This is a genomic window from Pseudoalteromonas rhizosphaerae (genome assembly GCF_902498845.1).
GTDB lineage: Bacteria > Pseudomonadota > Gammaproteobacteria > Enterobacterales > Alteromonadaceae > Pseudoalteromonas > Pseudoalteromonas rhizosphaerae.
The window spans coordinates 1-13,028 of sequence record NZ_CABVLM010000027.1; the positions used below are offsets into that span (position 1 = coordinate 1).

Sequence of the window (13,028 nt, forward strand, 5' to 3'; positions counted from 1 at the left end):
TTCACAAGGTTTAGTGTCATTGAGGGATATTTGGATCAATATTCATTACGGGAGATGAACCGCCCATTGCGGACCCGCATGATGGGTGGTGTGGGGGCTGGAGGTTAGAGACCTCCGGCTACCCGATGTACGCCCGACATGGGCATTGACTTATGAGGTGAAAGTCCTCTGAGGAAGATCACCGTTTAAATAACATACTGTTATTAAACGATAGACACTAGCGAATGGCAAGGGCTAAATCGCAAGAGATAGTCTGGAGGAAGCCGCTAGCATTCTTTATGATAAATAAAAGTGAGCTGATGAACAAAAACATCATATGAGGCGTAGGCTGGAGACGAGCTAGCACAAGATAGCGAAGTCATGTGATCTAACGACCACCGTAAATGATGCAGTTGTGCAGAGAAAGTCGATGCACCTGTTCTTTATAGGTAAAAAGGGGAGAGATCTGATAAACATGCATCCGCGCTAACGCTTGGAGGGGGGTTAGCGAACGACTCGCCATAGCCTGTGGTATCACCAGTACCAAAAGTAGGCGCTTGGAAGCGAAGGCCCTTGTCGAAGCTCAAAAACAAAAGTAATTAATATTGCGCTAGGCAATGACTACTTAGCTTCACAAGGTTTAGTGTCATTGAGAGATATTTGGATCAATATTCATTACGGGAGATGAACCGCCCATTGCGGACCCGCATGATGGGTGGTGTGGGGGCTGGAGGTTAGAGACCTCCGGCTACCCGATTATGTTCTCAATTACTCAGAACATTTTTAATAGCTAGTTTTAAACGATCTTCGTCATCTGATAAGCACTGATACTCTGCATAAGGTAATTGCCCATCATTATATTGCTTCTCGAAGAATATTTTTAAACGCCATTCGTCAGGGTCTGGTTTACCAAAATCAAAGTCAATACCACCAACTTCAACTGTTTTAAATACATCTACACCAATACCATGAGTTCTTATGAACCAATTAGTACCAGGGACTTGGTGAAGACCTCTAAACTCCGTCTTCAAGGTGCTAAGAAGACACCCATCTTATGATTTGCAATGTATCAGTTACGTACTAATTTTATTATTAGCACAATAAATGAGCAGGTTGTCACATGGCTATTGCTAGAAAGCGTCAGATAAGTTTGGCTGATACAAAGTACTATCATTGTATTTCTAGGTGCGTACGTCGAGCCTATCTATGTGGCGAAGATCGTTTTACTGGCCAATCATATGAGCATCGCAGGTGTTGGGTTGAAGAGAAGCTATTGGCTCTTTCTAACGTGTTTTGTATTGATGTTTGCGCATATGCAGTGATGAGTAATCATACGCATTTAGTGTTGTATGTTGATGATAAAAAAGCGAAACGACTGAACGATAAAGCCATTATTATCCGTTGGCATAAATTATGTAAAGGCACCATGCTGACAAATAAATATGTTCAAGGGGGCAAGCTAACGAAAGCAGAATGCTTCTTTTTAAATGAGACCGTCGATGAGTACCGTGAGCGTTTATCAAGTATTAGCTGGTTTATGCGATTATTAAATGAAGATATAGCTCGCAGGGCGAATAAAGAAGATGGATGTACAGGGCGATTTTGGGAAGGCCGTTTCAAATCACAAGCACTGTTAGATGAAGCCGCATTGGCTGCATGTATGGCGTATGTTGATTTAAACCCAATCAGAGCGAAGATAGCTCACACACCAGAAACATCGGATTACACGAGCGTACAAAAACGGATTGAAAGTGCAACCGACGGTAAACAACCAATACAATTACTACGCTTTGCAGGTATGCCAAGGCAGCACATGCCAAAGGGCTTACCATTTGAGTTAAAATCTTATTTAGAACTTGTAGAGTTAACAGGTCGTTGTATACGAGAAGATAAGCGCGGTTATATAGATAATACTCATTCACGGTTATTGGAGCGGGTAAATATCTCAGCAGATAATTGGTTAAAACTCACGAGCCACTTTACACGGGTGTTTCATGGCGCAGTCGGGAGGCCAACATCGCAGGAAGGATACTGTGAACATTTAAATAGAAAGCGGCGAGCAAACGTGAGAAATTGTGAAAAGCTATTAGCATAAAATAGAGCGATATAGTAAACCATCTAAAGCAATTCAAAAACTGCGAATTTGCAGCCTTTCTATGTCTAACATTCAGTATTCAGCGGACATTAGTCACGTTATTTATTACAAACAACATTTCCTCGAAGAGTAATTGCGGGCAGGCAGTTTTTTGCACGGTTAAGTTTGATGATTTCAGCATTTATTTATAATGGGTGTCAATTTTGTTCTGCTCCTACTTCATGTTCAAGTTCGTCCCAATCAAACGCTCCGGCGAAAGCATCATATTCGCCCGCAGGAATCATTTTTCTATATATAGAATCATCTTCGTCTAACACCCAACTTATTTTGACATTATCAATCATGTGCTTCCAATCGTTAATAATCATCCAATCTCTGACGTATCCAAATATATTACTTGAATACCCTAACTCTTTGCATGTGGCGACATAGGCTGAGGGAATAATCTCACTCAACTCTTTCGCTGTATGAACCCCATATTGTTCTAGTTCATTTAATAGGTCATCCACACCATGCTTAAAGGAAAAAGGCTCAAGAATAAGTGCATTTTTTTCTGCCCACGAACTCACAAACTCTTGGAGACTAATCGCATCTATTGAATAATCAAGTTCACCAATGACATTTTTTTCATGGACACTTTCAATATATTCATCGATTTGATTTGATAACTGGCTGAAACCTTTGTCTGCAATTTCTAGCATTCCAGCATACAAATATAAATTTCGTTCAATGCTTGGTGGTAATTTTCCTGAGAACTTATAGTTTCTATCATGTGCGAGTTCAGCCCATGCATGCTGAAGAACAGTTCTGACTTGGAGCTCAAATTTTAGACCATCTAAGCCTTCAAACTCAGGTAACTTTGTTCTCACCCTACCCAAATCACATACAAAATGTACAGAGCGATAGCCGATTTGGTCAACCGACAAGCGTTCATCTTGATTTAGTGAGTTTTCTTTATCCACACTAAATGAGCTTTCAATCAATTCTGAGACTTTAGCTATATCAGATTCAAAAAAAACGATCACCCGAATACCAGATAGATCTGTCATTTGTTTACTTGGTTTTTTGTATGATTTCCTTTCAATTTTTTCTAAAGCGCTTTGCTTATCTTTAGTCCGACCTGAGACAGAAAGGTAATCTATTCCTTTCGACTTTAGTAAATTTTGTAAAATTGTAACGACTGACTCTGTCAATCTTCTTTGTGCTGGAAGTACACTATCCAGCCACTGATCATTTTTGCTCATAGTAACTCCAAAAAACTAACGCCGCAATGTGCGGATTTTAAAAGTGGAGGCGAAGCCGGAGATTTTAAAATTCCGAACCATTGCTTTGTGTACGCCCGACATGGGCATTGACTTATGAGGTGAAAGTCCTCTGTAGGAAGAGCACCGTTTAAATAACATACTGTTATTAAACGATAGACACTCGCGAATGGCAAGGGCTAAATCGCGAGAGATAGTCTGGAGGAAGCCGCTAGCATTCTTTATGATAAATAAATGTGAGCTGATGAACAAAAACATCATATGAGGCGTAGGCTGAAGACGAGCTAGCACAAGATAGCGAAGTCATGTGATCTAACGGCCACCGTAAATGATGCAGTTGTGCAGAGAAAGTCGATGCACCTGTTCTTTATAGGTAAAAAAAGGGGGAGTTCTGATAAACACGCATCTGCGCTAACGCTTGGAGGGGGGGCAGCGAACTACTCGCCATAGCATGTGGTTAAGTAAAAAAAGCTGATTTAATTGATATTCGATTTGGAGTCGTCGCATTGAATGGGCTTATTCATGGCTTAATTCGCTATACGCTCTTTAGTTTTTAGAAAATATTACGCTTACATTATTTTGTCCAAGTATCTGTTGTAACTGGCTGGGATCCTCGATATGGCCAATACGAGTGTATGAATATGAGGTATCAAAATCCTTATAGAAGACAACTATAGTTCGATTACCCCACAACATGATATCGCCATTATGAATACGTTTTGGGCGATGTTCATCAGTTGATATTGATTTCGGCAGTTGGGCGTGCTTTTCATTATTATTAAGGTCATCCATGTTGAGAGTAAATGGTAACATGGCTGAAAATTCACTCGCTGCCGGTGTGTTGATTAAGTTGGCTTTGAAACGATGATTTCCAATGGTAATCCACATATACGAACGCTCCGATTGAGTTACTGTGTGTTTAGCTGCGATTGGATCTGTTACTAGCTGGGCAGCATAGCTGCTACTCAGTGCTAAGCATAACAGCAATAATAGGCTAGCCAGTTTGATCAACGTTAAGCGCAGCCTAGGCATTATTATGCCTAAGGTACTTACTTTGTCGGTGCTAACAGCAAAATTATTCATAATAGTGGCCTCATTAATTTTATTATTTCGATAAACGAGTAGATTTTATTGTGCTTGTAGGCGTGATGCTTGCAATGCGAGAAAAGCACCAATTAACAATACAGTCGCGCTGGCAATAAAAGTACTTTGGTAGCCATCGGCATCAAATAGTAGCCCTCCAACGGTAGAGCCTAACGCGATGGACATTTGGACAACTGCAACCATCAAGCCACCTCCGGCTTCAGCATTATCTGGTATCGATTTTGCGACCCAAGTCCACCATGCTACGGGAGCGGCAGTGGCGAACAATCCCCATAAAGAAAGTAGTATTGCTACGATGAACACATTACTTCCTAATGGGATTAAGGCGATGGCAATCATAGCCATAAGAATGGGAATACCGATCAGCAAACCGTATAACGTTTTTTTGAGAAATGAGCTGATGATGAATGTGCCAATAAGCCCTGAAAACCCAATAGCAAGTAATAGCAGAGATAATGTAGAGACGCTGGTATGTGTCACTGTTTCAAGGAAAGGTCTCAAGTAAGTAAATAGAGCAAACTGTCCCATAAAAAAAGCGCCACAGCCTGCCATACCAAGGGCTACGGTACGGTTTTTTAGTATCTTGAGAATATTTCGAGAACCCGATGTGTTTGTCTCCGTTTTCATAGCAGGTAAGGCCAACCATTGCCATATTAAGGTGATTAGCGCAATAGGGATTATCGCTAGAAAAGCACCTCGCCACCCAATAATAGACCCTAAATAACTGCCTAATGGTGCAGCAATGACCGTTGCCATCGCATTACCACCATTAAAAATGGCGAGAGCTTTAGGTACTTTTTCAGGGGGCACTAATCGAATGGCCATTGCCGCAGACATTGACCAGAATCCACCAATGACCACGCCGATGAGCCCTCGTCCCAACATATAAGCTATGTAATTTGGCGCTAAAGCGACAATGGCCCCAGATATTCCCATCAAGAAAGTGAGTGTTAATAGTAATTTTTTACGGTCAATGGTACCGATAAAAGCAGGCAGTAATAGGCTGGTCAGTACAGCAAAGATGCCAGAGATTGCAATGCCTTGGCCTGCCATTCCTTCCGTTATCTGTAAGTCGTTTGCAATTAGTGTTAGTAAACTAACAGGCATAAATTCGGACGCGATAAGTGTGAATACACATAAAGACATGGCAAATACGCCACTCCAATGAGCTGTATTCTCAGTCAGCTCAGAAGATGAGCCATCATAGGTCGTCGTTGATTTCATAAGTTCGTTTATTTTGCCTTTATTTTATAGAAGTACCTCATGTGATTAAACAACACACGTGGTTTCAAAAGCCGGATTCAATTAATTAGTTAATAGGGCAAAAAATCGCTCTTATGCCCATACCAACCATGTAACGACAAATAGCTAACTATCGATTAAGCGAGATGTTGTTTGAAGAAGCTGGTGAGCTTGTCAAACGGAATGACATCCATTTGATCATATAAATCAATATGGCTAGCACCGGGAATAATCATTAACTCTTTTGGCTCAGCAGCATTCTCATAGGCCGTTTCACTAAAATAACGTGAATGTGCTTTTTCACCATGAATGAACAGAATAGGACGTGGTGAAATTTCTTTAATGTAAGTTAATATCGGCATGTTCATAAAAGATAGTGGTGTGGTTTGCGACCAAGCATTACCCGAGTTAACGGCACGTGGGTGATAGCCGCGTGGTGTCATGTAGTACTCATGGTAATCAACCATAAATTGCGGTTCGCCACCTTTCAATACGTTGTAAGGTGCTTGATAGGCTGGCGTGCCATTGTTTGCATCTTGCCAGCGTTGTTGGCTTAGTTGTTCGAGTGTTTGTGTGCGTTGCTCTAGAGTGACACTGTCGTTATAACCCTTAGATATAACGCGGGTCATGTCATACATAGTGCTGGTGACAACGGCTTTGACACGTTTATCGACGGCGACTGCATTTAGTGCCATACCACCCCAACCACATACACCTATCATCCCGATACGCTCACGATCCACATTTGCTTGTATACCAATACAATCTACCGCAGCGCTAAAGTCTTCCGTATTGATATCAGGTGATGCAATGTTACGCGGCTCACCGCCACTTTCACCTGTGTAAGACGGATCAAAAGCAAGCGTAACAAAACCACGCTCAGCCATTGTTTGAGCGTAAAGACCTGACGATTGTTCTTTCACTGCACCGAAAGGTCCACCAACAACTATCGCTGGTAATTGACCTGAGGCACCCTTGGGTTGGTAAAGGTCGGCAACGAGAGTAATACCATAGCGATTTTTGAATGTGACTTTTTTATGAGCGACCTTGTTACTTTTGGCAAATTTTTTGTCCCATTCATCGCTTAACTTTAATGATGATTGAGCAAAAGCATGAGTTGATACTATCGTGCTCAGACCTAAAGCAATAACGCTTGCTCCAGTCATTTTCATCATATTTCTACGTCCTTCATTGGCTTCATTTTTTTTAGAAGTAATGCTGGTATTTTTAATGGATTTATCCATGGTTTTCTCCTGATAAATTGAGCGAGTATTGCTGAGCACACCTTGCATAAAACGTTCAAATATTGGAACGTCATGAGTCTTTACTACCCGTGTGATAGGCATTCATATTTGCCATAAATAATGAAATAAAGACGATGGTTTGTTTTACTAGTATTTAGTTTTACAGTTTTGTCCGATTTACGTTAGCAAGATCCTACTCAATGCTTGCCTAATACACCGAATGGATAAAATTTCAGGTGACTCTAGGTATGGATCGACCTATTATTAAGTAAATCAAATTTGAGGAATGTCGAATGATTGCTCAACACGAACCGAGAGCTGAAAATAAACAGTTAGATATAAATATCAGTGATATGCAGGCTAAGTTAGCTAGGATTATCGAGCAAAAAACGGTAGGCAATGAAGATAGTTCTACGTTAATTGAAAGCTTGTCTCTGTTTCGTCGGGAAGTGGTCGCGAAACCTTGTGCTTGTACAATTGAACCAAGTGTTCTTTTTGTCGTGCAAGGAACTAAGCAGTTGTTAGTTGGAGAGCAGAACTTCACCTATGATGCACAACATTTTTTACTCAATTCATTAGATATGCCTGCTAGCTCGCAAGTAATCGAAGCCAGTTTGGATAATCCTTGTTTAGGGTTGATGTTAAAAATTGATATGCAGCTCATGGCCGATATTATTGCTCAAAATGGTATGAATTCTCCTCATGATAGTCCTATCAATGGAAGCTCTGCCATAGGAGCCGTTACGTCTGATTTATTGGCACCGTTTATTCGGTTATTAGATCTACTAGATGAGCCTGAAGCTATTACAACACTTTCGCCACTCATCGTGAGAGAAATTCATTACCGCCTTTTGACTAGCGATCTTGCTAGTCGGATTTGGCAGATTGCATCATCGGGAAATCAAGCTAATCGAATATCTAAAGCCATAGGGTGGCTTCGAATGCATTATTCCGAACCATTAAATATTGAAGAGTTGGCTTCACATTTACAAATGAGTACGACGACCTTGTATCACCATTTTCGTAAACATACATCGATGAGTCCTTTGCAGTATCAAAAATGGTTACGATTAAACGAAGCCCAACGTCTGATGCTTAACGATAATTCCGGTGCATCAAGTGCAGCATTTCAAGTAGGCTATGAAAGTCCTTCACATTTTAGTCGTGAATATACTCGGCTTTTTGGAATATCGCCTAAGCGACATATTGAGATATTACGAAAAGGAACAAATCAATAATTTGGCGATCATGTCATTATTCAATCTAATTTATTTGAAAGTACATTTTCTCAATATATTTTCTGATCTGAATAAGGCCTCAGTTGGTTTTGTGCTTAACACGAAATTGTCCAAAAGAGTGTTAGATTGTCCGTCCGGTATTCACTCAAATCCGTCGTTCAGATTGTCACAGCAACTCATTTAATACCACTAAACACCATAAAACCGGAGCTCACCCTCCGGCAATTTTCACTTTGAATTTGAGTGCTTCGAGGATGGCTTTGAGTTTTTCGCGGTCGTCGCCTTGTACTTCAATGATGCCGTCTTTTACCGCGCCGCCTTGGCCCATTTTACTTTTAATGGTTTTGGCGAGTTTTTTTAAATCGTGTTGCTCGCTGTCAATACCAGTTACCAACATAACACCTTTACCTTTACGGCCTTTGGTTTGGCGTTCGATGCGCAGGGCGCCGTCTTTAAATACTTTACTAGCCACTTCTGTGCTTGGTTTTGGTTGGCTGATACGGCCTGTTTCGGTTGAATAAACGAGATTACTATCACTCATGCTTAACCTGCATTTAAAAAGTTAAATAAACAATGGCCTAGATAATATCAAATCTAAAACAAATTTGTGCATAGGGTGTTTTATTTTTGGTGATTTATCATTAACAAGTTATATTTAATACTAATTAAGAATGGATAATCTGAGCAGGAGTTAACTAATGGGTCTAAGTAAGAGTGCATCAGCAGATGGTGCTACACTGACTATTCAAATTAAAGGGAAGTTCGACTTTAATTTAGTGCAGTCATTTCGACAGTCGTATTCCGATATCAATGAAAAAACCGCTAAGGTCGTAATTGACTTGCGAGAAACAGATTACATGGATAGCTCCGCCCTTGGTATGTTACTGAATATGAAAAAGACCTTGGGTACCTCAGTTGATGCAATTCAAATCAGTAATTGTCAGCCGCAACTGAAAAAAATCCTGCAAATATCACGTTTTGATAAAAAGTTTGATATTGATTAATGCATATTCTCGTTGTTGATGATCAGCCACTTAATTGTACGCTTTTGAAAGTAATGCTGGTGCAACAAAATTACGAGGTATCAACTGCTGCCAATGGTGTTGAAGCATTAGCAATATTAGCACAGCAGAGCATTGATATTGTGCTACTCGATGTAATAATGCCAGTGATGGATGGCTATGAAACAGCGACAAAAATTAAGCAGTTATACAACGATGTTCACCTACCAATTATTTTTATAACTTCTTTGGAAGATCATAGTAGTTTTGAGCACTGCTTGGAAGCCGGTGGTGATGATTTTATTCATAAACCGTTTGATAAAGTAATTTTAACCGCGAAAATAAAAGCCCACAGCCGTACCCGTAAGCTGAGCTTAAAGACCCACGAACAAAATAAGTTATTAGAATATCATTACAATCAAACCGAGCGCGAGCACGAAATAGTTGAGCATATTTTTAATAATGCCTTAGAAAACCAACATAAGTTTACCAACAACATTGATTTTCATCTTTCACCGGCTTCTATGTTTAATGGTGATATGTGTTTGGTTGGGCAAAGTCCAATTGGTAGTTTGTATTGTATGCTGGGGGATTTTACCGGCCATGGTTTAGCAGCTGCGGTGGGGGCATTACCGGCGTCGAAAGTGTTTTACACTATGGTTAATAAAGGCATGGCGGTCAGTGATATTGCCGCAGAAGTTAATGCCGTATTAGTACAATTATTGCCCGGGCATATGTTTTGTGCCGCGACAATTATTGAGTTAAGTAGCTCCGGGAAAAGTGTTTCTGCTTGGCTTGGTGGCTTGCCTGATGCTTATTTAATTGATCAACAAGGAAGCGTATTAAAAACCTTAGAGTCACAGCACATGGCTTTAGGGATTTTAGAAGGCGACGAATTTGAACGTGAATTAATTCATTTTGAAGTCGATAGCAGTATGCGTTTGGCGCTGGCCACCGACGGTATTATAGAAACCACCAATGCAGACGGTGAATTTTTTGCAGAGCAACGCTTTATAAAGGCACTTGCAAGCAAGCCTAAAGTGACTAGTCAAGATGTGATCGAGCAAGTGACCAAGTTTGCTCATGGTAGCAAACAACAGGATGACCTTAGTTTAGTACTTTTTAATTGTTTAGCGGTTCCTGCTGCGGCTGAAGAGCAAGCCGCTTACTCTCGGTTACCCTTTAATTTTTCTTTAACGCTTAATTCACAGCAAATAAAACAAACCGACCCGGTGCTTGAAATCGTTGAAGTGCTCACTCAAGTTGGCGGGCTAAAAGAGCACCGCTCTGATATTTTTTTACTGCTCTCTGAGGCATATAACAATGCACTTGATCACGGTGTATTAGGACTCGATTCAGCGATTAAAAATAAAGAGGATGGTTTTATTGAGTATTATCAACTTCGAGAAGCAACATTAGCTAAGCTCGTTGATGCATTGATCATTGTGGATATACGTTATTGCCCTGATACATTGAGCCTGTATTTTATAATTTGCGATTCTGGCAATGGTTTTGCAAGCACCGACAGTAATGCTAACAGTAATAATCGCGAGCACGGTCGTGGGTTATCGATATTAGAAGAAATAGCAGAGCAGGTGACTTATAACTCATCGGGTAATCAAATTGAAATGTGTTATCGATTGGTGCAACAACAAAGCTAGTCGTGATTGTTTAGCCATGCTATGATTCATTTTTTAGATGTTTGGATGGCTAAATGGTTTCTTCTTATTTATCTCTTGCGCAGTTAGATGTGCCTGCTCAGTTAGTCTCTGCTGAGCTTACTAAGCTCGAAAGCTATTTATCAAATCAGTCGCTTCCTGCGGTACGCTGGCAATATCAAATACCAGAATTGGGTGAAGGCGGGGCGTGCAGTTTATTTGGTTACTTACAAGATGAGCCGTTTAAACTCACTGATTTTTTACCGCAAGATCAGCACACCACGCAAAAGCTTGCTCAATTACAACTGATTGTTGATTACGTTGTAGCGCAAACTAAGGTTGATTGGTACGGCATTTACCAAAGTACAGCAACACCTGAGGGTCAGCAATTACTTAAACTGACTTACTTTGGCGCGCCAAGTCGACCGCTTTTTCCGCTTACCGAAGCATTTGCTGCTGGTAGTAATAATGTGCAGGTGGCACTGAGTAGTAAAGGGCGAGTGATCAACAACGTTGAGCAGTATTTATCTGCGGGTGGTGAATATTATACTTGCGACCCTAAAGTAAAATCAGAAGCCTGTTTACCGCTTTTTGACAGTGCAAATCGCTGCGTTGGTATTGTTGATGGCGAAGCCTTTAATAACGATTTTTTCAACCAGCAAACATTAGCGCTATTAATTGCGTGCTGTATTAAAATTCCTCACTTTTTAGTGTAAATAACACTAGTCAATCTAGTGAGCTTTTATGTTAAGCTAAGTGCAACAGCTAACCCCTAAATAATGAAAGAGATAGTCAATGTTCTCAGTATTAAAACCATTACCCACTGATCCTATTCTTGGCCTTATGGCGGCCTATAAGCAAGATACTAACCCAAATAAGATTGACTTAGGGGTTGGTGTTTATAAAGACGAATTCGGTAATACGCCGGTATTAAAAGCAGTTAAAAAAGCTGAAGCGTTCCGTCTTGAAAACGAAACTAGCAAATCATACATTGGTTTGGCGGGTAACTTAGATTACTGCCAAAAAATGGAAAACCTATTATTAGGTGAGCACCAAGCGTTATTAGCTAATCGTGTTCGTACAGCACAAGCTCCAGGCGGTACAGGTGCACTGCGTGTTGCAGCTGAATTTATCGTTCGCTGTAATCCAGGTGCGACAGTATGGGTTACTAATCCTACTTGGGCAAACCATATTAGCTTGTTTGAAGCCGCTGGCCTAACAGTTAAAGAATACCCGTACTACGATTATGAAAATAAAGATTTATTATTTGATGAAATGATCGAAACCCTTACCCAAGTGCCTAAAGGTGATGTGGTTTTACTGCACGCATGTTGTCATAACCCAAGTGGTATGGACTTAAACGAAGCACAGTGGAACACGGTTGCTGAACTGGCAAAAGATGTTGGCTTTACACCGCTGGTTGATATTGCATATCAAGGTTTTGGTTCAAGCCTTGAAGAAGATGCAAACGGTTTACGTATTTTAGCCAATGCAGTTGATGAGTTAATCATTTGTTCTTCATGTTCGAAAAACTTTGGTTTATACCGAGAGCGTATTGGTGCATGTTCAATCATTGCGAAAGACAGCGCAACAGCAGACATTTCAAACTCTGTTATGTTAAGTGTGGTACGTAGCATTTATTCAATGCCACCTGCGCACGGTGCTGACATTGTAAATACCATTTTAAGCAGTACAGAACTGACACAACAATGGCACAGTGAACTTGATGAAATGCGTAACCGTATCAATGGCCTACGTACTTTGATCAAAGACAGTCTAGCGGCAAAAGAGATTGCTCAAGACTTCTCATTTATTGACCGTCAACACGGTATGTTTTCTTTCTTAGGTATTAATAAAGAGCAAATTGAGCGCCTACAAAAAGAATACGGTATCTACATTGTTGGTTCAAGCCGCGTTAACGTAGCGGGTATCAGTCAAGCTAATATCGATTACTTTGCAAATGCTGTTGCAGATGTTTGTAAATAATCTTATTTAAATAGCGTTTATTGAAATAAAAAACCGCACTAACTTATTGTTGTGCGGTTTTATTTTTTAACCTAGAACCTAGAACCTAGAACCTAGTACTTCGTCACACAAATTTTGACTAGTTGAGAGCACCGTAAGCTCTCTCTAGTTTTTCACGTGCTGAATCAACATTAAACATCCAATTTATACTGACGCCTTCTTTATTTCGGCGCCATTCCC

At 40.5% G+C, this 13,028-nt stretch carries 12 protein-coding genes; 6 read left to right on the forward strand and 6 right to left on the reverse strand.

Annotation, left to right across the window (positions count from 1 at the left end; translation table 11 throughout):
* Nucleotides 1–743: 743 nt before the first annotated feature.
* Nucleotides 744–1,010 (reverse strand): DUF6896 domain-containing protein, encoded by a 267-nt coding sequence (locus PSR9079_RS22975; protein WP_179959251.1) that lies wholly within the window; start codon nucleotides 1,008–1,010, stop codon nucleotides 744–746.
* An 89-nt stretch (nucleotides 1,011–1,099) separates the two neighbouring features.
* Here PSR9079_RS22975 and PSR9079_RS22980 point away from each other — a divergent pair, with 89 nt between their 5' ends.
* Complete coding sequence (locus PSR9079_RS22980) at nucleotides 1,100–2,074, forward strand: transposase (RefSeq protein ID WP_149983410.1); 975 nt, start codon at nucleotides 1,100–1,102, stop codon at nucleotides 2,072–2,074.
* Between the two features lie 197 nt (nucleotides 2,075–2,271).
* Here the strand turns inward: PSR9079_RS22980 and PSR9079_RS22985 are convergent, their stop codons facing one another.
* The 4 genes from PSR9079_RS22985 to PSR9079_RS23000 all read right to left on the reverse strand — a co-directional run bounded on the left by PSR9079_RS22985 (nucleotide 2,272) and on the right by PSR9079_RS23000 (nucleotide 6,926).
* Entirely contained in the window at nucleotides 2,272–3,318 is a 1,047-nt protein-coding gene (locus PSR9079_RS22985) for a GTP pyrophosphokinase (RefSeq protein ID WP_149983411.1), read from the reverse strand.
* A gap of 564 nt (nucleotides 3,319–3,882) precedes the next feature.
* Complete coding sequence (locus PSR9079_RS23825) at nucleotides 3,883–4,419, reverse strand: cyclophilin-like fold protein (RefSeq protein WP_218939802.1); 537 nt, start codon at nucleotides 4,417–4,419, stop codon at nucleotides 3,883–3,885.
* Nucleotides 4,420–4,464: 45 nt separating this feature from the next.
* Nucleotides 4,465–5,664, reverse strand: a complete 1,200-nt coding sequence (locus PSR9079_RS22995; RefSeq protein WP_149983412.1) for an MFS transporter — start codon at nucleotides 5,662–5,664, stop codon at nucleotides 4,465–4,467.
* A 155-nt stretch (nucleotides 5,665–5,819) separates the two neighbouring features.
* On the reverse strand, nucleotides 5,820–6,926 hold the full coding sequence (locus PSR9079_RS23000) for an alpha/beta hydrolase (RefSeq protein ID WP_149983413.1): 1,107 nt from the start codon (nucleotides 6,924–6,926) through the stop codon (nucleotides 5,820–5,822).
* Nucleotides 6,927–7,219: 293 nt separating this feature from the next.
* Between PSR9079_RS23000 and PSR9079_RS23005 the strand changes: the two genes are divergently transcribed.
* Nucleotides 7,220–8,164 (forward strand): AraC family transcriptional regulator, encoded by a 945-nt coding sequence (locus PSR9079_RS23005; protein ID WP_149983414.1) that lies wholly within the window; start codon nucleotides 7,220–7,222, stop codon nucleotides 8,162–8,164.
* Between the two features lie 211 nt (nucleotides 8,165–8,375).
* Here PSR9079_RS23005 and PSR9079_RS23010 read toward each other — a convergent pair whose 3' ends face one another.
* Nucleotides 8,376–8,705: an SUI1 family translation initiation factor gene (locus tag PSR9079_RS23010; RefSeq protein ID WP_145240330.1), complete on the reverse strand. Its 330-nt coding sequence runs from the start codon at nucleotides 8,703–8,705 to the stop codon at nucleotides 8,376–8,378.
* A 157-nt stretch (nucleotides 8,706–8,862) separates the two neighbouring features.
* On the opposite strand from PSR9079_RS23010, the gene PSR9079_RS23015 reads away from it, so the two are divergent.
* From PSR9079_RS23015 to PSR9079_RS23030, 4 genes are all read left to right on the forward strand, one after another.
* Nucleotides 8,863–9,168, forward strand: coding sequence for an STAS domain-containing protein (locus PSR9079_RS23015; RefSeq protein ID WP_145240332.1), 306 nt, complete (start codon nucleotides 8,863–8,865; stop codon nucleotides 9,166–9,168).
* A complete protein-coding gene (locus PSR9079_RS23020) occupies nucleotides 9,168–10,826 on the forward strand; it encodes an ATP-binding SpoIIE family protein phosphatase (protein WP_149983415.1) in 1,659 nt (552 codons plus the stop codon). Before PSR9079_RS23015 ends, PSR9079_RS23020 begins: the two co-directional genes overlap by 1 nt.
* A 53-nt stretch (nucleotides 10,827–10,879) precedes the next feature.
* The gene (locus PSR9079_RS23025; protein WP_149983416.1) at nucleotides 10,880–11,539 is read left to right on the forward strand and encodes a histidine kinase; all 660 of its coding nucleotides are present in this window, start codon (nucleotides 10,880–10,882) and stop codon (nucleotides 11,537–11,539) included.
* A 79-nt stretch (nucleotides 11,540–11,618) separates the two neighbouring features.
* A complete protein-coding gene (locus PSR9079_RS23030; RefSeq protein ID WP_149983417.1) occupies nucleotides 11,619–12,809 on the forward strand; it encodes an amino acid aminotransferase in 1,191 nt (396 codons plus the stop codon).
* Nucleotides 12,810–13,028: the final 219 nt, after the last annotated feature.